Source organism: Mycobacterium sp. NGS64 (assembly GCF_059812245.1).
The window spans coordinates 42,929-64,329 of record NZ_JCALCI010000009.1; the positions used below are offsets into that span (position 1 = coordinate 42,929).

Genomic DNA, 21,401 nt, shown 5'->3' on the forward strand with positions numbered 1-21,401 from the left:
CCTACAGGCCCAGGAATTTGGTGATGTTGCCGCTGACGATCCGCACCGCGTTTTCCGGTCCGACGGCCTCGACGACCGCGGCCAGTGACTTCTCCGAGTAGCCGTAGGTGCTTTCGTTGTGCGGGTAGTCGCTGGACCACATGACCTTGTCCACACCGATCTTGTCGATCAGCTCCAGGCCCAGCGGGTCCACCATGAACGAGGCGCTCATGTGGTTCTCCCAGTAGTAGCGCACGTCGTGCTGCAGCGGCCGGTTGAACATGTGTTGATAGGAGGCCACCAGGTGCTCGGCGTCTTGCAGGGCCCAGGGAACCCACGAGATTCCACCCTCGAACCACCCGATCCGCAGGCTCGGGTGGTCGTCGAGGATGCCGCCGAAGATGTACTTGGAGAACGTCTCCCGGAAGCCGTCGATGTTGATCATCATCCCGACGACGACGCTGTTGAATTCGCACGGGCTCTTCGGCGGGGTTTCGCCGATGTGGTGGGTGATCGGCAGCCCCGACGCCTCGATCTCGTCCCAGACGGCGCGCATGGACGTGCTCGAGTAGTCGATGGGGTTGCCGTCGTCGTCCTTGCCCGGGTTCAGCGGCATCAGGAATGTCTTGATTCCCAACGACTTAAGCTCGTCAAGCGTCTTGCGCGTGCCCTTGGGATCCCACCAGTTGATCAGCCCGGCGCCATAGAAGTGACCGCTCGAGCGTTCCTGGAGTTCGGCGATGTACTCGTTGTAGATGCGGAACGTGAGCTCGCGAAGTTGCTTGTCCGGGTAGTGGAAAAGCGCGAGCACCGCGTTGGGGAATGCCAGTTCTTTGTCGACGCCGTCGTCGTGCAGCTCCTGGATCCGGGCCTCGATGTTGGTGCTCGCGGCCCCGGGCAGGTCGTCGTACTGCATGAGCACCGCGCTGAAGTCGCCGGGGAGGAACGATTGTCCCTTGCGCCCGACCTGGTAGGCGCCGTCTTCATACCAGATTCGCGGCGCCTTGTCCTTGAGCTCGTCGGGGAAGCGTTGGTAGAAGATGTCGTCGGCCAGGGAGATGTGGTTGTCCGCGGAGAACACCACGGTGCCCTCCGGCAGGCCGACGTTGACCCCGCCGGCGTGCCCGCGGCGATCCTTTGGTGCGCCAAAGCCTTGGGGCGGGTAGAGCGACGGGGCGCTGGTCTGTGTCGTCATCGTTGACTCTCCGTTCGGATCGGCACTTCGGGCTGCTTGGAAAAAGTTTTCACCAGGTCACCGGCAGTTCGTACACGCCGTAGGCGAGCCGGTCCTCCTTGAACGGCACTTGCTCGAACGGGATCGCCAACGCCAGCGTGGGGATGCGGCGGAACAACGTCCGGTAGACGATCTGCAGCTCGGCACGGGCCAGCTGTTGCCCGACGCACTGATGCCTGCCATAACCGAACGCGACATTGCGATCGGCCCCGGACCGGTGCAGGTATAGCCGATCCGGCTCGGTGAAGGCGTGCGAATCCCAGTTCGCCGGAGCCAGGTCGATGATGATGCCTTCGCCGGCGCGAATCACCTCTCCGGCAATGGTGATGTCTTCCAGCGCCACCCGGCGCTGGCCGTTCTGGATGATGCTGAGGTAGCGCAACAGCTCCTCGACCGCATTGGCGACGATCTTGGGGTCATCGGCGTCGCGGATGACGGCCAACTGGTCGGGATTTTCCAGCAGCGCAAGCACGCCGAGCCCGATCATGTTTGCGGTCGTCTCGTGCCCGGCGATCAGCAAGCCGGTGCCGAGCTGGGCGGCCTCTTTCACGCTCAGCTCGCCGGCCTTCACCCGCTCGGCGAGGTCGGACACCGCGTCCTCCGCCGGGTTTTCCATCTTCGCCTCGACCAGCTGGCTCAGATATTTGTGGAGACTCATCGCGCCTTTGGCGGTGTCCTCCCCCGTCGCATACCGCGCGAGCCCGACGGTGGCGTGGTGCTGAAACATCTCCGCGTCTTCGTATGGCACCCCGAGCATCTGGCTGATCACCAGCGACGGGACCGGCAGCGCGATGGCGCTGACGATGTCGGCGGGCTTGGGCCCGGCCAGCATCGCGTCGATGTGGTCGTCGGTGATCTGCTGGATGTTGGGCCGCAATCCCTCAACCCGCTTGAAGGTGAAGGGCTTTGACAGCATCCGCCGGAAGCGCGTGTGCTCCTCGCCGTCGGAGGTGAAGACCGACCGCGGGCGCTTGTGCACCGTAGCCAACATGCCCGCGTTCCAGTGCGGAAACCCGGGCGCCCGGTCGTCGACGCTGACCCGGGAGTCGGAAAACAGTTCCCGCACTTGGTCGTAGCCGGTGATGAGCCATGGCGTGCTGCCGTCCCAAATCCGAACCCTGGACAGCGGCTCGGTCTCGGCGAGCGCCATGACGTCCGGAGGCGGCGCGAACGGACAGGTGGCATCGCGCGCCATCGGATAGTCGGGGATCTGCGGATCCGCTTTGGTCTGGGTGCTCGTCAGGGTGTCCGACATTTCATTCCTCAATGTGGATGGCCAGTGCGGGGCACGCCGCGGCCGCACGGCGTGCGCCCTCGGCCTGCTCGGCCGACGGATTCGGATTGAGCAACACGACAACCCCGTCGTCGTCACGCTGATCGAACACCTCGGGCGCGTTCATGACACAGTTGCCCGAGGACGCGCAAATGTTCTGGTCGACAATCACTTTCATCCGCAGGTCCCTACTCGTCCGGTGTCACGGGCGCCAGCCACAGGCCCACGATCGCGTCGATGAGGCCGGATGCGGCGGCGCGCCACGACGATTGATGCATCGTCGAACCCGCGGCCAGCGCGCGTTCCCGGTCCGCGCAGGTGTGCATCAACAGGTTGCGGGCCATGATGTTGCGTTCGAATCGCACCTCGGCCGGCAGGTCGGGCAGGCAGCCGTTGATTCCGTCGACGACCTGCACCAACGACGGCGAGCTGAGCGCGCCCTTGACGATGATGTTGTAGTAGGCCGGGTCGGTCATTGCCTGCGCGGCGAAGCGCGCGTACCAGGTGGGGTTTCCCAGCTCCGCCAGGTGGTCGGTGAGCGGGCGCACCAGGCAGGCCACCCAATCCCGCATCTGCGCGACCCGCCCGTCTTTGGTGCCCGACTCCAACAGCTCGGCCACCATCCGTTCGCGCAGCTCCTCGACGGGCCCGCGGTGCTTTTGCTCGATGGCCCGGACCAGGTCCGCCTTGGTACCGAAGTGGTAGCCCACCGCCGCGTTGTTGCCCTGGCCGGCGGCCTCGCTGACCTGGCGGTTCGACACGGCGAACATGCCGTGCTCGGCGTACAGCCGTTCGGCCGCCGCCAGGATCGCCTCCTGGGTCGAGCTGGCCCGCTCGGTGCGGACGGTCCTTCCTGCGGTGGTCATCCTGCCAGTCAACCCCGCCCCGCAGTTTAAGTCAAGCGCTTGATTTAAATTCCTCGGCGCAACCCCGGTCATTCCTTGCTCTTGGACCGAATCACCTTGCCCGCGGCCGTGCCGCCGTCCACCGGCAGCACGGTGCCTGTCACGTAGCGCGACCGGTCGCTGGCGAAGTACAACGCAGCCTCGGCGACGTCCTCGGGTGTGCCCTCGCGCTTCAGCGGACGGTCGTCCCGCATCGTCTGGCGGATCTTCGCCTCGAAGCGCTCGACCTGCTCCGGATCCATGTTCGCCGCCGACTTCGCCACCAATGGGGTGGGGATACTGCCGGGCGCGATGGTGTTGACCCGAACCTCATAGTGCGCCAACTCGATTGCCGCGCACTTGGTGAACTGGATGACCGCCGCCTTGGAGGCCCGGTAGGACATCACGCCGCCACCGGCCTGGATTCCGCCGATCGAGCTGATGTTGATGATCGAACCCCCGCCGTGGGCGGCCATGTGCCGGGCGGCGTCGCGGGTACCCGCCATCACGCCGAGAACGTTGACCGCCATGACGCGGTGGAAGTCGGCCAAATCGTCGTCGAAGAATCGCGGATGCATGGTGGTCGAGATTCCGGCGTTGTTCACCATGACGTGCAGCCCGCCGAACTTCTCGGCCGCCGCGGCTACCAGCGACCCCACCTGTTCTTGATCGGACACGTCCGTGCGCCGGAAGAAGGTGTCGGATCCCAGGGCCGCCGACAGTGCCTCACCCTTTTCGGTTTCGACGTCGGCGATGACGACCCGCGCACCCTCGGCCACAAACTTCTCGACGATGCCGCGGCCGAGCCCCGACGCCCCGCCGGTGACAATGGCTACCTTGCCCGCCAGATCGTTGACCACACGACGAGTTAATCGGCGTGCGCGCCGTTAAGTCAAGCAGCTGATTTAAGCGGTGCCGGTTTGGCCCTATCCGGGCTCGCATGAAGGTGGAATGCTGAGTTCGCCACTTCATCGGCCACCTCGGGAGGAATCGTTTTATGAAGGTCTTGGTTATCGGCGGCACCGGACTCATCGGTTCGCAGGTCATCGCCAATCTCACCGAGATGGGACACGAGGCGATTTCGGCCTCGCCGAGCTCCGGCGTCAACGCCGTCACCGGCGAGGGCGTCGCAGAAGCCATGGCGGGCGTGCACACCGTGGTGGACGTGGCCAACTCGCCATCCTGGGAAGACGACGCCGTGCTGAACTTCTTTACCACCTCGAGCCGTAACCTCCTCGCCGCCGAGCGCGAGGCCGGTGTGCAGCACCACGTCGCGCTCACGATCGTGGGCGCCGACCGTACCCAGGACAGCGGCTACATGCGGGCCAAGGTCGCCCAGGAGAAGGTGATCGAGGAATCGGGAGTCCCGTATTCGATCGTGCGGGCGACCCAGTTCTTCGAATTCGTCAGCGGGATCGCCGATTCGGCAGCCGACGGCGACACCATTCGCCTGCCGCATGCGGCGTTCCAGCCGATCGCCGCCAAGGACGTCGCCACGGCCGTCACCCGCGCGGCGATCGGCGATCCGACCAACGGCATCACCAACATCGCCGGTCCCGAAAAGCTGGGGATGGACGACTTCGCCCGCGCCAGCCTCGCCGCAGACGGCGACGCACGCCAGGTTGTCACCGATCCCACGGCCCCCTACTACGGCGCGGTGCTCGACGACCAGAGCATCGTCCCGATCGACGGCGAAGACCCGACGATCTACCCCACCCGTTTCAGCGACTGGAAGGCCTCCCACACCTCCAGCGGCGCACAGTAAGCCAACGCGGGGGATCGACGCTGATGCCTCGGGTCGCATTGATCACCGGTGCCAGCCGCGGCATCGGTGCGGCGACGGCAGGAGTTCTCGGCGAACGCGGATTTCGGGTGGTGGTCAACCACCGCGCCAGCGGCGAGCAGGCCGAGGAGGTGGTCACCGGCATCACCGCGGCCGGCGGCGAGGCCGTGGCGATTCGGGCCGACGTCACCGCGCCCGATGACGTCTCCGCCATGGCCGACGAAATCGCGCGGCGCTGGGGCGGGGCCGACGTGCTGGTGCACAACGCGTTGATTCCGTTCGTCGTCACCTCGTTCGCCGACCTGACCTGGGAGCAGCTGGGGGGCAAGCTGGACAACGAGCTGCACGCCGCGTACTCCCTGACGAAGGCCCTTGTGCCGGGCATGATTTCACGCGGGTACGGCCGGCTGATCTTTCTCAGCACCGGGCTGTCCCGCCGTCCGCGCGACGGGATGATCGCGCTGGGCACGGCTAAGGCCGCCTTGGACCAGTTCGTCCGCTACCTCGCGCTCGAGCTGGCGCCACACGGGATCACCGCCAACCTCGTCGCGCCGGCCACCGTCAGCGGAACGAAAGTGACCGGGCAGCTTTCGCCGGAGCGGGTGGGTCAGCTCGGAGAGGCTTCACCGATGGGACGACTCGTGACTCCCGACGAGGTGGCCAAGACGATTGCGTTCTTGGCAAGTGAGGATTCGGGTTTCACTACCGGACACTACCTGCCGGTCAACGGCGGACTTGCGATGGACTGAACCCGCTATGCAGACGATCGACCTGGCCTACGTCGGGCGCGGCATCCACGAGGAACTCGTCGCCTACGTCGCCGACCAGGAGGGTTACTTTGCCGATGAGGGTGTCCACGTCGCCGTGCGGGACGGAATCGCTTGGGACACGGAACGTCTGCGCTCTTGCGCCACGATCGGCCTCGGCCGTGCGGTCTTGTCGCGGTTGACCCAGGGCATCGAGTGGGCGGTGCTGACCGTGAACACCCACCGCCCATTGTTCTGGTTTCTGGGTGGGCCTGGCGTACCTTCCATGGCGGACCTCCGCGGGCGCCGGCTCGCCGTACACGCGCCGCACACCGCACCCGGTTGTTTCGCGCGAATCGTGTTGCGCCAGCACGGGCTTGATCCCGATCGCGACCTCGAGTGTGTGGTGCGGTCCCCGGGCGACTATCAGATGGACCTGCGGCGGCTGCGGGACAAGTCGATCGACGCCGCCTATGTCGGCAGCACCCTTGCGCCCGAGCAGGTCGCCGAGGAGGAAGGCTTCCACGTGCTGGCGTGGGTGGGAGATCACTTCCAGATCCCCACCGTCGGAGTGGCGGTGGATGCGGAACGCCTGGCGATCGACGGCCCGGCGGTGCAGGCCGTGGTGCGGGCCAACCGACGCGCCCTGCAGACGATGGCCGACCGACCCGATGTTGCGATCGATTACCTGGCATCGTTTTTGAACCGGCTGACGCGCGAGGAGGCCCGACGCCATTACGAGCGCTACATCGGCCCCCACTTCACCGCCGACGGCCGGGTGGACCTCGACGTCGCCCGGCGCGCGGTCGACGCCGTCGCGGCCGAACTCGGGGTGGCCTCGATCCCCGCCGACCAGATCTACCGGGCCGCCCGATAACCAGCCGGTACTTGCGTTCCCGCCAACCGCCGAGCACGGTATAAGTCGCCGGGGTGATTCGACCGAGACGAGGAGCGCTCCATGTCCGTCCCCTTCGACGCGACGCGGCTCACCCGTCGCGGCTTCATGGCCGCCGGCATCGCCGGTGGGTTGGCGCTGGCGGCCTGCAGCCAAACCAAGTCCCAGGGATCGAGCGCGTCCGGCCAAATGGCCGCCGCCATCGCCGCGGCCGAGGCGGTCCGGCCACACAGCGGGCGCACCGTCACCGCCAGCCTGACGGCGCAGCTGGCGGAGATCGACCTGGGCGGGCCGGTCGTCCGCACGATGGCGTATGGCAACGGCATTCCCGGACCGCTGATCCGATCCAAGATCGGTGACGAGCTCGTCGTCACGGTCGCCAACCGGTTGGACGTCCCGACGTCGGTGCATTGGCACGGCGTCGCGCTGCGCAACGACATGGACGGGGCCGCGCCGGCCACTGCGAACATCCCGGCCGGCCAGGACTTCACCTACCGGTTCTCCGTCCCGAATTCGGGCACCTACTGGGGTCATCCGCACACCGGCCTGGACGCCGACAAGGGACTTTATCTGCCCTTCATCGTCGACGATCCGACCGAGGGCAGCTACGACGCCGAATGGATTGTCGTCCTTGATGATTGGACCGACGGCGTCGGAAAAAGTCCGCAGCAGCTGTACAGCGAATTAACCGGCCCGAACAAGCCCAGCAGGTCGAACATGACCACGACCACCACGAGTCCGACGAGCTCGACCACCTCGACGACGCAGAGCGGCTCGCCGACCTCGACGACGTCCACCTCCGGTATGTCCGGGAACGGCGGCGGGAGAAGCGACCTGCTCGGCGGCGACGCCGGTGATATCGATTACCCCTACTATCTGATCAACGGCCGAATCCCGGCGGCGCCCACCACATTCACCGCGAAGCCGGGCCAGCGCATCAGGATCCGTTTCATCAACACCGGGTCGGACACCGCGTTTCGCGTCGCGCTGGCCGGCCATTCGATGACGGTCACCCACACCGATGGCTTCCCCGTCGTGCCCACTCCGGTCGACGCCCTGCTCATCGGCATGGCCGAACGCTACGACGTCATCGTCACCGCCGCCGACGGAGTCTTCCCGCTGGTCGCGCTCGCGGAAGGAAAAAATGGCCTGGCGCGGGCGCTGCTGTCCACCGGGGCCGGCAGCCCACCGGACGCGGGGTTTCAGCCCGCCGAACTCAAGCAGCGGGTCGGCACCATCGAGATGTTCACGGCCACAACGCCCGTCAACCTGGGTCGACCGCAGCCTGACCTCAACCTTCCGGTGGTGTTGGGCGGCGACATGATGCAGTACAACTGGATGATCAACGGCAAACCCTACAGCCAGACGGATCCGCTGCACGTGCGCGAGGGTGAACGGCCCACGATCACGTTCGACAACACCACGATGATGTATCACCCGATTCACCTGCACGGCCACACCTACCAGCTGATCAAGGCTGACGGCAGCCCCGGCCCGCGCAAGGACACCGTCATCGTGTTGCCCAAGCAGAAGGTGCAGGCCGTGCTGGTCGCCGACAACCCGGGTGTGTGGCAGTTGCACTGCCACAACACCTATCACCAGGAAGCCGGCATGCAGACCCGGCTCGAGTACGTCTTCTAGACTTCAGGCGGTTGCGAAGAACTCCAGCAGCAACTCGTTGACCGCGGCGGGCCGTTCGATTTGTGGGCAGTGGCCGGCCTTGTCCACCACCACCGAGCGGGCACCGTCGATCTGTTTCGCGATCTGGGCGGCCCAGCCGGACGGGAGGAGTTTGTCGTCCCCGCCTTCGATGACGAGCGTCGGCACGGCGATCCGCTCGTAGGCGCGCGCGCTCGACGGGGTCGCAGATGGCGCGGCGTCGGGGCGGCGAAATCGGGCCGCCGCCACCGCCTCCCACGCGCCGGGCGCGGTGCTCGACTCGTAGCGGCGCCGCACGTAATCTTCGTCCGCCGGGTAGCCGGGATCGTGAAACAGCGCCTCGACGATGCGCCGCATCGCCGGAAGCGTCGCGTCGTACTGCTGCAGCGCATCGAAATGCCGGTTCTGCTGGATCTCGCCTCCCCCGCAGATGATAACCAGGCTGCGGACCGGCAGCAGCGGCCTGTCCGAGGTGGCATCGGTGAGCAGGTTGATGGCGCCCATCGAGTTGCCGACGAAATGCGCGGAGTCGATGCCAAGCTCCTCGCAGAACCGCGCCACGTGCCGAATCCGCATCCGGCGCCCCTCGACGAAGTCGATGACCTTCGCCGACTGCCCGAACCCCAGCTGGTCCGGTGCCAGGACTCGGTGGTGCGCGGCCAGGGCGGCAATGTTGCGTTCCCAGCCGAGTTCCGCGCTGGCGCCGAACTCGCCGCCGTGCAGCAGCACCACCGGGTCGCCGTCGCCCGCCTCCAGGTAGCTGGTGAGCAGGCCGTCGACCAGCAGGGTCTTCCGATGAATCTCCAATCGACCGCCTTCTCTACTTGATCGCGATCGGGTTCACCGGGGAGCCCACGGCGCCAACGACTCTCAGCGGCGGTGCGACGAGCTGGAATTCGTACACGCCGTCGGCCGCGCAGTCGTCCGCCAGCGCGGTGAGGTCCCAGTACTCGCCGAACATCATCCCCATGTCACGCAGGCAAAGCAGATGCAAGGGGAAGGTGATCCCCTCCACGCCGGAGACCAGGTCCTCCACCTGGAGGTTGTCGGCCGCGACCGCCGCGATCTCGTGATCGTGCAGCCACGAAGCGCACCGCCAGTCCAATCCGGAGTAGCCCTCCAGCTTGTTGCCGGTCTCCAGAAACCTTGCCCACCAACCCGTTCGAATCAAGACGATGTCGCCGCGGCCGATCGTCACCCCCTGCGCGCGAACCACGTCATCGAGTTCCTCGGGCGTGATCGGGTTTCCGGCCTCCAGGAAGACCTGGGCACCGCGATGGCGGACCAGATCCAGCAGCACACCGCGCGAGGTGATGCCCTTGCCGTCGACCTTGTCGATGCCACAGTGGAATGCGCCCATGCTGGTCACCGAATCCGCCGGGAAGCCGTTGTAGAGCTGGCCGTCGTAGTAGACGTGCGACAGCGCATCCCACTGGCTGGCGGCCTGCAACGGCATGATGATCATGTCGTCGTTGAAGCGGAACGGATTGTCGGCCGTCATATAGCCGCTCAGTTGCTTGGCCAGCGGGTTACGCGCCCAATCGGGCCCGTATTTCGTGAGCGTGTGGACGTCCCCGCCGTCCACCGTCATGACATGCACAGGATTGTGCCGAAACTCGAAGGCGCCCTGCGGTCCCGAGGCGCCGAAGTCCACGCCGAGCGGAAAGACCTTGCCGTGGCGAACCAGGCTTGCGGCTTGCGCGACCTTTTCGGCGGTGATGAAGTTCAGCGTGCCCAGCTCGTCGTCGGCTCCCCACCGCCCCCAGTTGGAGACGTCGCGAGCGACTCGCCGGAAGTCGGTTACGTTGGCCACGGCGCTCCCTTCTCGAGCTCGCGCGCAATCGCCGCGCCCACGTTTCCGCCGTCGACCCACAACACCTGACCGGTAATGTAGCTGGCCGCTCGGCTGTTGAGAAACACTAAAACCGAGGCCTGCTCGGCCGGCTCCGAAACGCGGCCCAACGGCTTGGGGATGTCGTCGAGGAAGCCCTGTCCGTACGCCGTGCGCAGCTGGTCGAGGATCGGGGTTTCGGTGACGCCGGGTCCGGTGCAGTTGATGCGGATGCCCCGCGCGCCAAGGGGTGCGGCTTTTCGCATGGTGTACAGGATGATCGCCTCTTTGGACAATTGGTAGCCGCCGCCGGCCAACGCATCGGGATGCGCATGACACCAGTCGATGCCTTCGGCGATCGTCTCGGTGTTCAGCAGCGGCGCCACCGCCTCCAGGTGGTCGCGATACCCCGCCGCGGCCAGTGACGACACGCTGACAATGGACGACCCCGGGGGCATCGTGTCGATCAGCGCCTCGGTGAGCTGCCGCAGTCCGAGGAAGTTGATGGTGACGACCAGCGGGGGGTCGCCGATCCCGGACGAGACACCGGCCACGTTGAACAGCGCGTCGACGGGCCCCTCGACGGACGCCACCGCCCGGTCGATCGAGACCGGATCGGCAAGGTCAACCTCGTGAAAAGCGTTGAACTCGAAGGCCGGGCGGCGCTTGTCCAGCCCGACGACGTCGGCGCCGAGTTCGCTGAGCTGACGCGCCACGTGCTCGCCGATGCCCGAGGCACATCCGGTCACCACGGCGCGGCGGCCGTCGTAGCGCCACAGATCGTCGATCCGTCCCACGGCTCAATCCGCTTCCGGCGTCACTTGCCCTTCTGTTCCTCCTTGGCGCGGCGCGCCGCCAGAACGCGGCCCTCGTTGATCTCCGCCATGGCCTCGGGGATCTCGCTGGCGGTGAACTTGTCGCGCCCCGTGGGCAGGCCGCCGAAGGCGTAGGTTTCGTCGAACAGCGGCGCGGTCGACTTCGGCCGCCGAGCCTCCACCTTCTCGATGACGGGCTCGAGCCGCTTAGCCTTGTCGGCCACCGCCTTTGCGTCGCGTTCGATGAATTCGGGCAGCACCTCTTTGCCCATCAGCTCGATGGATTCCATGGTGCCCTCGTGGCTGCGCGGGTTGAGCAGCAGGATGATCTCGTCGACGCCGCTCTCCTCGTAGCCGCGCAGGAATTCGCGCACGGTGTCCGGGGATCCGATCGCGCCGCGTCCGGGGCCGTAGGCCAGCGTCGGATCCTTCTCGACCTCCTCGAGGTACCGCTTCCACACGCCGGTCCGGCCGGGGATGTGCATCCCGGTCATGTAGTAGTGCATGATTCCGAACGAAAAGAAGCCGCCGCCCTGCCCGAGGCGTTGCAACGCCTCCTCTTCGGTCTTGGCGACCATCATCGACAGGTCCCCACCGATGGCCAGGATGTTCGGGTTGATCCGCGGCGTGATGGGCACGCCGCTCTCCTCGAATTCCTTGTAGTAGCCGTTGACCCGGTCGGTCAGCGGCCCGGGACCCGTGTACGCGAAGCTCAGTGCGCCGATGCACTTTTGGGCGGCCATCTGTACGCTCGCCGGCCGCGTGCAGGCCACCCAGACCGGCGGATGCGGCTTTTGCAGCGGCTTGGGAATGACGTTGCGGGGCGGCATCTGGATTTGCTCGCCCTTGAAACCGGTGAACGGCTCCTCGATCATGCATCGGATCGAAACCTCGAGGGCCTCCTCCCACTGGGCGCGCTTGTCGGCGGGGTCGACATCGAATCCGCCGAGTTCGCCGACGGAGGAACCCTCCCCGGTGCCGAACTCGACGCGCCCGTTGGAGAGCAGGTCGAGGGTCGCGATGCGTTCGGCCACCCGCGCAGGGTGATTGACCGCGGGCAGCAGGTGCATGATCCCGAACCCGAGCCGGATGTTCTTGGTCCGCTGGCTGGCCGCGGCCAGGAAGATCTCCGGCGCCGTGGAATGGCAGTACTCCTCGAGGAAGTGGTGCTCGGTGAGCCAGACCGTCGAGAACCCCGCCTTGTCGGCGGCCTCCACCTCGTCCAGGCAGTCCTGCAACAGAATGTGCTCATCGTCCGGTGCCCACGGACGCGGCAGGGCGAACTCGTAGAACAGCGAAATTTTCATTGATTACCTCCCATATGAGTTAAGGGGTCTGTTTTTCAGGCTGGGCCGCAAGGTGTTTGGCGGCGACGTAGCCGAACGTCATGGCCGGGCCGATGGTCGCCCCGGCGCCGGCATAACTGCGGCCCATGACCGGGGCGGACGTGTTGCCCACCGCGTAGAGCCCCGGCACCACGGTGCCGTCGGGCCGCAGCACGCGGGCATGTTCGTCGACGCGCAGGCCACCCGAGGTACCCAGGTCGCCCAGGACGATTCGGAATGCGTAGTACGGCGGCTTGCCCAACGGATACAGGTTCGGGTTGGGCAAGGTCGGATCGCCGTAGTAGTTGTCGTAGACGCTGTCGCCGCGGTTGAAATCGTCGTCGTGGCCTTTGCGCGCGAGTTCGTTGAAGCGGCTTGCGGTTTCGGAAAGCTGACGTGCCGGTACTCCTATCTTGGCGGCCATTTCGTCCCACGTCATGGCCGCTTTGACCACGCCCGATTCCAGCCAGTCGGCGGGAACCCTACGGCCGGTGGGTACCGGCGCGCCCGGGATCTTCGGGATCGGAAGATGGCCGCCGATGACATAGCGATTCCACGACCGGTGATCGGTGATGAGCCAGCACGGGATGTGGGTCACCCCCGACTTCTGGCCGTCGATCATGGCGTGGCCGAAGTCCATGTAGGGCGCCGCCTCGTTGATGAAGCGTTTCCCGTCGCCGTTGACGATGAACTGTGCGGGCATCATCCGCTCGTTGAGCATGAATTGCATTCGGCCGTCCGGCCATTGGATCGCCGGGAACCACCACGCCTCGTCCAGTAGTTCGGTTGCGGCGCCCACCTTCTCGCCCGCGCGGATGCCGTCGCCCATGGCGGCGGGGTTGCCGAAGCTCCAATCCTGCTCGATGACCGGCAGCTGTTCTTTGCGCCAGGCGAGGTCGTGGTCGAAGCCGCCCGAGGCCAGGATGACCCCCCGCCGCGCGCCGACCCGCTGGGTGGCGCCGTCGCGCTCCACCACGACGCCGGTCACCGCGCCGCCCCCGTCGGTGAGCAATTCGACCATCGGTGAGTCCAGCCACAGCGGGACACCGCGTTCCCGCATCGCCAGCCTGAGCCGGGCGGCCAACGACTGGCCGATCGCCGCCATCCGCTCACCGAACACTCTGGCCCGGACCATCCGCGCAATCAGCTTCAACAGCACGCCCTTGCCGGCCCAGGACTGTCTGATCCGGTAGAAGGTTCGAAGCTCCTTGGGACCCAGCCAGATTCCCTTCGGGGCGAGCGCCAACGGCGCCAGCAGCTTTTGCTCGTCGGGGCCCAGCCTGCGCAGGTCGATGGGCGGCACATTAATGGTGCTGCCAAGCTCGGAGCCGCCGGGCAGTTCGGGGTAGTAATCGGCATACCCCGGCTTCCAGACAAACTCGAACCAGCCGGAAAGGTTCTCGAGGAACTCGAGCATCCGCGGCGCCGAATCGACGTACTGGCGTATCCGCGCCTCGCCGACCAGACCGTCGGTGATCTGCCGGAGGTACTCGACCACCCCTTCGGGCGACGGGGCGTAGCCCTCCCTGCGCTGCGCCGGTGCGCCGGGAACCCAGATGCCCCCGCCCGAAAGGGCGGTGGAGCCACCGAAGTGGGAGGACTTCTCCACCACCAGGGCGTCCAGCCCCGACGCGTGCGCGGTCAGCGCCGCGGTCATGCCGCCGCCGCCGGAGCCGACGACGAGCACGTCGACGATGTGGTCGAAGACGCCGGAGGGGCCGGGCAACGAAGAAGTCATTGCGGCACTGCCGTCCGGATGGCGAAACCTGCGATCAGTTCGGGAGCCGGTTTGTAGTACTGCAGCGTCGTCCGGTACGGCCCGGCGGCCTCCAGGGCCGCAAACGCCGCCACCCACGTCCTGATCTCCTGGGCGGAGCTGCCGCCCTCGTGGGCGATAAACGAGTTCGACCATTGATCGAGCTCGGAAAGCCTTCCGCTGTCGATGATCTCGAGGAATCGATGGTCCCACGCCGGGTTGAGCGGTTGGAGAGCACTCTCGCCGGCCGCGAAAGTCTTGGCCGCGTCGATCACGGCGAGCTGCCGGGCCTGCCGCTGCTCCGGCGTCATCGGCCGGCCTTGCACGATCCGCTCGCGCACCGGCGCGGGCGCGGTCGCCAGCGTCGGCACCGGCGGGCTGTGGGAGAGTCCCCCGGACCCCAACAGCAGCACCCGCTTGTCCAAGGTGGCCAGGTAGTTGCCCACCGCGGTACCCAGCGCCCGGCACCGGTGCAGCGGCCCCAGCGGTACGGCGACCGCGTTGAGGAAGATCGGGATCACCGGGCGCGCAATAGCGTTGCCGAAAAGCTTTTCCAGCGGCTGCACGGTGCCATGATCGACGTCCATGCTGGCCGACACGGCCACGTCGACCCCGGCGCCCAGCACAGCTTTGGCGCATTCGTTGGCAAGGTCTTCCGGGACGTCCAGCGGCCCGGCGTAGGTGCCGTAATCCCCGACGCCGTTGGCGCTGGTGCCAATGCAGAACGGCGGCATCACCTTGTAGAAGAACCCGTTGTAGTGGTCCGGGGAGAACGTCACGACGACATCGGGCCGGTAGTCCTGCACGAAGTCTCGCGCCTTCGCGATCGCGCCTTCGATGTCGTCAAGCAGGTCCCGTGACGGCCCCGGAAGATTCAGCAGCGGGCTGTGCGACATACAGCACAGAGCCAGTGTCACTTGGCAAATCACCCCCTCCCGGCTTGAGAGCGAGTGCGTCGAAGATGCGGGCGCTCAGCTCGGGCGCGCGCTGGGCGATGCACGCACCGGCGATGCACCGGTCGGGCCGCAGGAACAACACCGATTCCTGATGGGTGTCGAACCACGCCTTCAGCCCGCCGTCGCGGTCCCCGACGATGACGACGTCAGGGTCGTCATGCCCATCCCAGTGCAGCTGGGTCAGCGGGCGTACCGCAAAAAACTTCGCGCCCAAGGCTTTCCAATTCTCGAACGCCTCGTCTCCGAGAATCTTGCGTGGGTTGTTGTTCCAGCACAGCACGGCCAGCCAGTTGCCCAGCACGTCGTCCAGCAGCACATCCTGCTTGGTACGGGTGTCGACCCGGGGCTGGATGAACAGCGTGCCGACCGGCGAGTCGGCCCGGCCGGGCTCCGTGTGCACGACGGCCCCCTGGTCGTAACGCGGCATCGGCTTGAACCGCATCTCCAGCACGTAGCGCTTGAGCGAAGGCACAATTGACGCCGAGCGCACCAGGACATCGCGCAGACCGGCCACCCGGCGGTTGGTCGGGGAGATCGCACGGCCGACCATCGTGGACAGGTCGATCATCGCCCGCGCATGCTTGCGGCGCTCGATGTCGTAGGTATCCAGCAGCGCGTCGTCGGCCAGACCGCGAACCACCGCGGCGAGCTTCCAGCCCAGATTGAACGCGTCGCGAATCCCGCTGTTGTAGCCCTGCCCCTGCCACACCGGCATCAGGTGCGCGGCATCCCCGGCCAACAGCAGCCGGCCCGAACGGAACGCGCCGGCGATCCGCGAGTGATGGGTGTAGACGCGGCGCCGGATCACGTCGACCTGGTCGGGGTGTGGCACCATCCGCGAGAGCATCTGCCGCAGAAACGCGGGATCCTCGGCCTGCTCGTCGGACTCGTCGCCGTGAATCATGAACTCGAAGCGGCGAATCCCGTGCGCGATCGAGATGGAGGCGTAGGGGCGTTCGGGGTCGGCTCCGACCTCACTGTTCGGGTGGCCGAGCGGATCGTTGGCGACATCGACCACCAGCCATCGTGTCGAGGAGGTCGTCCCGTCGAACGATACGCCCATCATCCGCCGGGTCATGCTGCGGCCACCGTCGCACCCGACGACGTAGCGGGCCCGCACCGTCGATGCGCCGCCGTCGCCGCCTAGCTCGACGGTGACCGCGTCGCCGTCCTGCCGGCAGGCCGTCATGGGGCGCTCCCACCGCACCTCGACGTGGGGGAACCTGTCCAGACCGCGCAGCAATTCGGCGTCGACGAGCGGCTGCACGAACCCGTTGCGCTTCGGCCAGCCGAAACGCGCATCGGGAGGTGCCATTTCGGCGAGCACGCGACGCTTGGCGTCGACGAAGCGAAGGATCTGGTTCGGGACGGTGTGCGGCAGGATGCGGTCGACCAGGCCGATCGACTGGAAGGTGCGCAGCCCCTCGTCGTCCAGCCCGACTCCGCGTGGATAGTCGATGAGCGTGTCCCGTTCGTCGACCACCAGCGTGCGGACGCCTTGCAGGCCAAGGATGTTGGCGAGCGTCAGGCCCACCGGGCCGGCACCGACGACGAGGACCTCGACGTCGACTCCCGGTGCGTCCCGCTCCACAGCGACCATTACCGACCCAGCAGGAAGTCGAGATGTATGCGGTTGAAGGTCTTGGCGTCCTCGTACTGCGGCCAGTGACCGCAGCCGGGCATCAGCTCGAAGCGCGCGTTGGGAATCATCGACGCGATGCGCCGGCCCTCGGTCACGTCGGCGGTCGGGTCATCACTGGTCCACAGCACCAGCGTCGGCGCGGTGATCGAGCCGTATTCGTCCGGGGAGATGATGTTGCGGGCCCGGATCTCGGGGTCCTGCAGCGCCATGATGTCGCGCATGGCGTCGACGAATCCCGGTTGGCGGTATACCCGTTGGCGGCTGGCGACCAGGTCGTCGTAGTCCTTGGACTTGTCGGCCATCAGCCATTTGATCCGCGCCTGCACCGTTTCCCAGGTCGGGTTCTCGGCGGCCGCCATCGACAGCGTGATGATCCGCTGCATCACCACCGGATCGGCCTGTGAGCCGCCGGCGGTGTTGAGGACCAGTCGGTCGACCGCGCCGGGATGGTCGATGGCGGCGCGCGCCGCCACCCAGCCGCCGAGGGATTCACCGCTCAGGCTGGCGCGGTCGACCCCGATGGCGCGCAGCACCTCCAGCAAGTGGTCGACGTAGTGGCCGACCTCCAGCGGGTGACCCGGTTTGTCGGTGTAGCCGTGGCCCAGCATGTCGATCGACCACGTCCAGAAATGCTCGGCGTGCGCGGCCAGGTTCCGAACGTATGCCTCCGCGTGGCCACCAGATCCGTGCAGGAACACCAGCACCGGCTTGCCCGAATCCCCGGCGCGCAGGTAGCGAGTGCGCACTCCCCCGGCATGGACGTAGCCCTGCGAAAACGCGACACCCTGGAGATCGCTCCATATGCTCTCGAATTCCGCCACGGTTCCTCTCACGCCTGCTGGTAGTGGGAAATTTCGTTCTCGTCTTCGGCCATGCTGTGTGCTAATATCGCACACTGATGTGCGTTATCTATAGAGCTTCGCGCTCCCGCGAGAGTCTGTCAAGGTCATGACGGGCTCCCAGACGCTGGCCAGGGGGCTCATGGCGCTGCAGATGGTCGCCGATTCCCCTAATGGGCTCACCATGCAGCAACTGGCCGACCAGCTCGGGGTGCATCGCACCATCGCCTATCGACTGCTCGGCACGCTCACCGACTTTCGGTTGGTGGCCAAGGGAGAAGACGGGCGTTACCGGCCCGCGGCCGGGCTGGCGGTGCTCGGCGCGTCGTTCGATCGCAACGTAAGACAGCTCAGCCTGCCGATCCTGCGCGCACTGGCGGACGACCTGAGCACCACCGTGTCGCTGCTCATCGCCGAGGGTGATCAGCAGGTGGCGGTCGCGGTGATCGTGCCCAGTCATGTCGCCTATCAACTGTCCTTCCACGAGGGCAGTCGATATCCCTTGGACCGCGGCGCCGCGGGAATCGCCTTGCTCGCGAACATGCCGCCGCGCCCGGACGAGCGAGACCTGGTGGCGAAAACTCGCGAGTGCGGCTGGGTGATCACCTACGGCGAGATCGAACCGAACACCTACGGTTTGGCCGTCCCGGTCAACCGCCCGGCGCCGTCCCCGCCGACCTGCATCAACCTCATCTCGCACCGTGAGGACGTCGTGATGCGCGGCAAGGACGCGGTCATCACCGCCGCAAAGCAGTTGTCGGAGCTGTTGAGCTAGCCACTGAGCTGAAGGGATAACCATCCATGTCCTGGGACCGTGAAGTCGATGTCGTCGTACTCGGCAGCGGAGGCGCCGGCCTCACCGCCGCGCTGACGGCAGCGGTCGCCGGTGCGTCGGTCGAGGTCTTCGAGAAGGCCGCCACCGTCGGCGGCACCACCGCCGTGTCCGGCGGCGTGGTGTGGATTCCCGCCCATAACCGTTCTCCCGAAGGGGAATTGACGGTCGCGGACGCGTTGCGATACCTGCGCGCGCAGGCTCTCGGCGCGATGGACGATGCGTTGGTCGAGACGTTCGTGCGGACCGGCCCGGCGATGCTCGACTTCGTCGAGACCAACAGCAACCTGCGCTTCGAGATCGCCACCGGATTCCCCGACTACCGGCCCGAGCTGCCCGGCGGACGGCCGGGCGGCGGACGATCACACATCCCGGCTCCATTCGACCTGAATCGATTGGGCGAGTGGGCAACCCGGATCACGGCGTTTCCGATCGATTTTTCCAACGTGGGTTTTGACGCCGAGACGCTGGCCCGGTTGCACGCGTCGCGCTTGGACGCGGCGGCCGACGAACAACCCGGCAAGCTGTGCGTCGCCGGTGCAGCCCTGATCGCGGGCCTCCTCAGCGGCGCGCTGGAGGCCGGCGCGACGGTACACGTCGGGGCCCGCGCCGAGCAGCTCATCGCCGATGCCGGGGAGATCATCGGAGTTCAGATCGCCTTGGAGGGACAGACCATCCGGGTGCGCGCGCGCCGCGGCGTCATCCTGGGAACCGGCGGCTTCGAATGGGATCCCGTTCTCACCCAAGCATTTCTGCGCGGTCCCATGCACGGCGCCGTCTCCCCGCCATACAACACCGGGGACGGGCTTCGGATGGCGATGTCGCAGGGGGCGGATCTCGCCAACATGGGCGAAGCCTGGTGGGTACCGATCGTGCAGATACCCGGCGACACCATCGAAGGAAAGCCGCGAAGCCGCAGCGTCCGGCTGGAACGCACCCGACCGCGGAGCATCATCGTCAACTCCGCCGGGCGTCGGTTCGTCAACGAAGCATCCGACTACAACTCGATGGCCGGCGCATTCCAATACCTCGACCCGCGCGGCGGGTATGTCAACGATCGCGGATGGATGGTGTTCGACTCAGTCCACCTGCAGCGGTATGGCTTCCTGGGTGTCGAACCGGGGCAGGCGGTACCGGACTGGTTCTGCGAATCCGCGGATCTCGCCGAGCTGGCCGCCAGGGCCGGCATCGACGCCGACGGCCTCGCCCGCACCGTCGAGAACTGGAACCGGAATGTGGCCGCCGGCGCCGACCCCGACTTCGGCCGCGGCTCCAGCGCGTACGACGGCTACTGGGGAGACGACACCGCCACCACACTCGCCGGCAAGACCCTCGGGCCGATCGACACCGCACCGTACTACGCCGTGCCGGTGTCCATCGGCGCCATGGGGACCAAGGGCGGCCCGCGCACCGACGCCGACGCCCGCGTCCTGCACGTCGGCGGCGACCCGATACCGGGCCTGTTCGCCGCGGGCAACGCCATGGGCGGCGTGACCGGGCGGGCCTATGGCGGTGCGGGTGGAACCATCGGCCCCGCAATGGTTTTCGGGTACCGAGCGGGTCATGCGGCCGCAACCGGGAAATCCGTCGACCTTCAGTAACGGGTCTGCTACCGCAGCGGTAGCTGCACCCGGACATGGGTACCCACGGATGAGTCGAGGAAGACGAACGTCCCGCCTGCGGCCTCCACCCGGGCCCGATGCGACGCCAAACCGATGTGCCCCTGCGCCAGGCGGCGCGCCACGGCCTCGTTGCTGAGCCCCACCCCGTTATCCTCCACCCGCAGAACACATGTGCCGTCGGTGATCCGGATGGTGACCGACGCGTGGCTCGCCCGCGAATGTTGCACCACATTGGAAAGCAATTCGCGCACCGCGCCGAACACCATCGGGTCGATGTCGTTGCGGATCGGATAGTCGATGTCGGTGGAGACGTCGATACCGGAACGCTGAGCGGTGTCCGAGGCCAACTGCTGCACCGCCGCCGCCAAGCCGACCTGCTCGAGAACGGCGGGATGCAGTTGATAGGTCGCCTGCCGCAGTCGCTGCGAGGCATCCTGCAGGCCGGTCAACGCGCGCCCGACGCGCGCGTCGCCGGGGAAGGCCGCATCCAGCTCGACGATCTCCTGGCGCACGGCCAGGATGTCCTGCAGCGGCCCGTCGTGAATGGACGCCGCTATCCGGCGGTGCAGCAGGTCCGAAGCGGCCATCGTCTCGGCAAGCAAGTCCTCGCGCAACGCGCTCAGACCGGCGACCGAGCGCGTGTGCCGCTCTTCGATGCGGACGACCACGAAGGCGGTGGCACAGAGGAATCCGTAGAGCACAAACCGGAATCCGGCCTGAGCCCACCCGATCGTCTCGACCATCTCGGGATCTTGAAGCACCGCGAGGGCGAACCCACCCATGGAGAAGGCCAACACCACCCCCGCGCGCCGCGAGGAAACGTCGAGACCCACCAGGATCGGCAGCATGGTCATGATCAGCAGCGGATAGATCCCGTTGGTGGACAGCACCTGGAACACGGTCAACGTCACGACGTCAATGACCGTGAACGCGAATGGCTCCCCCCGTCTCATCTCGGAAAACCGGCCTATTCCGACCCGTCGGCGGAAAGGCGCAAACGCCAATATGAGAGCGCACAGCGCGGCCAACGCATACAAGACGATCAAGAACGATTCTCGGGCCCATTCGGACCGGTACGTGCCGATGACCATGGCGAAGACCATGAGCCCGACCACACCGATCCGGAGCACGGATGCGAATCGATACGAACGCAACTGGTGGGCCCGGCGCACCCTTTCCAGTTCGACGTCATGCGTCACCGCCACCGAAACACCGTACGCACGGCGACCGGGCGAATTGTGGCTCTTGCGGTAAATGCGCACTACCCGGAGCCGTCCGGTCTCGCGTGTTTCGGACCAAAGTCAAACCGTCGAAACACCCAGCACTTCGT

19 protein-coding genes and 1 pseudogene are annotated in these 21,401 nt (G+C 66.6%); 6 read left to right on the top strand and 14 right to left on the bottom strand.

Annotated features, from left to right (window positions below):
- Position 1: 1 nt before the first annotated feature.
- From AC5Y4S_RS25830 to AC5Y4S_RS25850, 5 genes are all read right to left on the bottom strand, one after another.
- On the bottom strand, positions 2 to 1,063 hold the full coding sequence (locus AC5Y4S_RS25830; protein ID WP_500035472.1) for an amidohydrolase family protein: 1,062 nt from the start codon (positions 1,061 to 1,063) through the stop codon (positions 2 to 4).
- A gap of 160 nt (positions 1,064 to 1,223) precedes the next feature.
- Positions 1,224 to 2,468 carry a cytochrome P450 gene (locus AC5Y4S_RS25835; RefSeq protein ID WP_500035417.1) on the bottom strand — a complete coding sequence of 415 codons (1,245 nt, stop codon included), beginning with the start codon at positions 2,466 to 2,468 and terminating at the stop codon, positions 1,224 to 1,226.
- Between the two features lies 1 nt (position 2,469).
- Positions 2,470 to 2,664, bottom strand: coding sequence for a ferredoxin (locus AC5Y4S_RS25840; RefSeq protein ID WP_500035418.1), 195 nt, complete (start codon positions 2,662 to 2,664; stop codon positions 2,470 to 2,472).
- Between the two features lie 10 nt (positions 2,665 to 2,674).
- Positions 2,675 to 3,352 (bottom strand): TetR/AcrR family transcriptional regulator, encoded by a 678-nt coding sequence (locus AC5Y4S_RS25845; protein WP_500035419.1) that lies wholly within the window; start codon positions 3,350 to 3,352, stop codon positions 2,675 to 2,677.
- A 68-nt stretch (positions 3,353 to 3,420) separates the two neighbouring features.
- A complete protein-coding gene (locus tag AC5Y4S_RS25850) occupies positions 3,421 to 4,230 on the bottom strand; it encodes an SDR family NAD(P)-dependent oxidoreductase (protein WP_500035420.1) in 810 nt (269 codons plus the stop codon).
- A gap of 137 nt (positions 4,231 to 4,367) precedes the next feature.
- Between AC5Y4S_RS25850 and AC5Y4S_RS25855 the strand changes: the two genes are divergently transcribed.
- The 4 genes from AC5Y4S_RS25855 (at position 4,368) to AC5Y4S_RS25870 (ending at position 8,435) form a co-directional block, all read left to right on the top strand.
- Positions 4,368 to 5,135: an SDR family oxidoreductase gene (locus tag AC5Y4S_RS25855; RefSeq protein ID WP_500035421.1), complete on the top strand. Its 768-nt coding sequence runs from the start codon at positions 4,368 to 4,370 to the stop codon at positions 5,133 to 5,135.
- A 23-nt stretch (positions 5,136 to 5,158) separates the two neighbouring features.
- Positions 5,159 to 5,902, top strand: coding sequence for an SDR family NAD(P)-dependent oxidoreductase (locus AC5Y4S_RS25860; RefSeq protein ID WP_500035422.1), 744 nt, complete (start codon positions 5,159 to 5,161; stop codon positions 5,900 to 5,902).
- 7 nt (positions 5,903 to 5,909) lie between these two features.
- Positions 5,910 to 6,776: an ABC transporter substrate-binding protein gene (locus tag AC5Y4S_RS25865; protein WP_500035423.1), complete on the top strand. Its 867-nt coding sequence runs from the start codon at positions 5,910 to 5,912 to the stop codon at positions 6,774 to 6,776.
- An 81-nt stretch (positions 6,777 to 6,857) separates the two neighbouring features.
- Positions 6,858 to 8,435 (top strand): multicopper oxidase family protein, encoded by a 1,578-nt coding sequence (locus tag AC5Y4S_RS25870; RefSeq protein ID WP_500035424.1) that lies wholly within the window; start codon positions 6,858 to 6,860, stop codon positions 8,433 to 8,435.
- A 3-nt stretch (positions 8,436 to 8,438) separates the two neighbouring features.
- Here AC5Y4S_RS25870 and AC5Y4S_RS25875 read toward each other — a convergent pair whose 3' ends face one another.
- From AC5Y4S_RS25875 to AC5Y4S_RS25910, 8 genes and pseudogenes are all read right to left on the bottom strand, one after another.
- Positions 8,439 to 9,260 (bottom strand): alpha/beta fold hydrolase, encoded by an 822-nt coding sequence (locus tag AC5Y4S_RS25875; RefSeq protein ID WP_500035425.1) that lies wholly within the window; start codon positions 9,258 to 9,260, stop codon positions 8,439 to 8,441.
- A gap of 13 nt (positions 9,261 to 9,273) precedes the next feature.
- Positions 9,274 to 10,266: a cyclase family protein gene (locus tag AC5Y4S_RS25880; RefSeq protein WP_500035426.1), complete on the bottom strand. Its 993-nt coding sequence runs from the start codon at positions 10,264 to 10,266 to the stop codon at positions 9,274 to 9,276.
- Positions 10,254 to 11,081, bottom strand: a complete 828-nt coding sequence (locus AC5Y4S_RS25885; protein WP_500035427.1) for a coniferyl-alcohol dehydrogenase — start codon at positions 11,079 to 11,081, stop codon at positions 10,254 to 10,256. The genes AC5Y4S_RS25880 and AC5Y4S_RS25885 overlap by 13 nt, the downstream gene beginning before the upstream one ends.
- A 20-nt stretch (positions 11,082 to 11,101) precedes the next feature.
- On the bottom strand, positions 11,102 to 12,406 hold the full coding sequence (locus AC5Y4S_RS25890) for an LLM class flavin-dependent oxidoreductase (protein WP_500035428.1): 1,305 nt from the start codon (positions 12,404 to 12,406) through the stop codon (positions 11,102 to 11,104).
- A gap of 3 nt (positions 12,407 to 12,409) precedes the next feature.
- Positions 12,410 to 14,162: pseudogene (locus AC5Y4S_RS25895) on the bottom strand (FAD-binding protein).
- A complete protein-coding gene (locus tag AC5Y4S_RS25900) occupies positions 14,159 to 15,076 on the bottom strand; it encodes a 3-carboxyethylcatechol 2,3-dioxygenase (RefSeq protein ID WP_500035429.1) in 918 nt (305 codons plus the stop codon). The pseudogene AC5Y4S_RS25895 and the gene AC5Y4S_RS25900 overlap by 4 nt, the downstream one beginning before the upstream one ends.
- On the bottom strand, positions 15,024 to 16,736 hold the full coding sequence (locus AC5Y4S_RS25905) for a bifunctional 3-(3-hydroxy-phenyl)propionate/3-hydroxycinnamic acid hydroxylase (protein ID WP_500035430.1): 1,713 nt from the start codon (positions 16,734 to 16,736) through the stop codon (positions 15,024 to 15,026). Before AC5Y4S_RS25905 ends, AC5Y4S_RS25900 begins: the two co-directional genes overlap by 53 nt.
- On the bottom strand, positions 16,736 to 17,599 hold the full coding sequence (locus AC5Y4S_RS25910) for an alpha/beta fold hydrolase (RefSeq protein WP_068107399.1): 864 nt from the start codon (positions 17,597 to 17,599) through the stop codon (positions 16,736 to 16,738). The genes AC5Y4S_RS25905 and AC5Y4S_RS25910 overlap by 1 nt, the downstream gene beginning before the upstream one ends.
- A gap of 127 nt (positions 17,600 to 17,726) precedes the next feature.
- On the opposite strand from AC5Y4S_RS25910, the gene AC5Y4S_RS25915 reads away from it, so the two are divergent.
- Positions 17,727 to 18,392, top strand: coding sequence for an IclR family transcriptional regulator (locus AC5Y4S_RS25915; protein ID WP_500035431.1), 666 nt, complete (start codon positions 17,727 to 17,729; stop codon positions 18,390 to 18,392).
- A 26-nt stretch (positions 18,393 to 18,418) separates the two neighbouring features.
- Positions 18,419 to 20,050 carry an FAD-dependent oxidoreductase gene (locus AC5Y4S_RS25920; RefSeq protein ID WP_500035432.1) on the top strand — a complete coding sequence of 544 codons (1,632 nt, stop codon included), beginning with the start codon at positions 18,419 to 18,421 and terminating at the stop codon, positions 20,048 to 20,050.
- Positions 20,051 to 20,058: 8 nt separating this feature from the next.
- Here the strand turns inward: AC5Y4S_RS25920 and AC5Y4S_RS25925 are convergent, their stop codons facing one another.
- Positions 20,059 to 21,276, bottom strand: coding sequence for a sensor histidine kinase (locus tag AC5Y4S_RS25925; protein ID WP_500035433.1), 1,218 nt, complete (start codon positions 21,274 to 21,276; stop codon positions 20,059 to 20,061).
- Positions 21,277 to 21,401 lie beyond the last annotated feature (125 nt).

Bases quoted from the DNA above. Each gene is read 5' to 3' on its own strand.
- AC5Y4S_RS25845 (WP_500035419.1), bottom strand. From the start codon at position 3,352: ATGACCACCGCAGGAAGGACCGTCCGCACCGAGCGGGCCAGCTCGACC.
- AC5Y4S_RS25870 (WP_500035424.1), top strand. From the start codon at position 6,858: ATGTCCGTCCCCTTCGACGCGACGCGGCTCACCCGTCGCGGCTTCATG.
- AC5Y4S_RS25900 (WP_500035429.1), bottom strand. From the start codon at position 15,076: ATGTCGCACAGCCCGCTGCTGAATCTTCCGGGGCCGTCACGGGACCTG.
- AC5Y4S_RS25865 (WP_500035423.1), top strand. From the start codon at position 5,910: ATGCAGACGATCGACCTGGCCTACGTCGGGCGCGGCATCCACGAGGAA.
- AC5Y4S_RS25920 (WP_500035432.1), top strand. From the start codon at position 18,419: ATGTCCTGGGACCGTGAAGTCGATGTCGTCGTACTCGGCAGCGGAGGC.
- AC5Y4S_RS25890 (WP_500035428.1), bottom strand. From the start codon at position 12,406: ATGAAAATTTCGCTGTTCTACGAGTTCGCCCTGCCGCGTCCGTGGGCA.
- AC5Y4S_RS25840 (WP_500035418.1), bottom strand. From the start codon at position 2,664: ATGAAAGTGATTGTCGACCAGAACATTTGCGCGTCCTCGGGCAACTGT.
- AC5Y4S_RS25915 (WP_500035431.1), top strand. From the start codon at position 17,727: ATGACGGGCTCCCAGACGCTGGCCAGGGGGCTCATGGCGCTGCAGATG.
- AC5Y4S_RS25905 (WP_500035430.1), bottom strand. From the start codon at position 16,736: ATGGTCGCTGTGGAGCGGGACGCACCGGGAGTCGACGTCGAGGTCCTC.
- AC5Y4S_RS25860 (WP_500035422.1), top strand. From the start codon at position 5,159: ATGCCTCGGGTCGCATTGATCACCGGTGCCAGCCGCGGCATCGGTGCG.
- AC5Y4S_RS25835 (WP_500035417.1), bottom strand. From the start codon at position 2,468: ATGTCGGACACCCTGACGAGCACCCAGACCAAAGCGGATCCGCAGATC.
- AC5Y4S_RS25855 (WP_500035421.1), top strand. From the start codon at position 4,368: ATGAAGGTCTTGGTTATCGGCGGCACCGGACTCATCGGTTCGCAGGTC.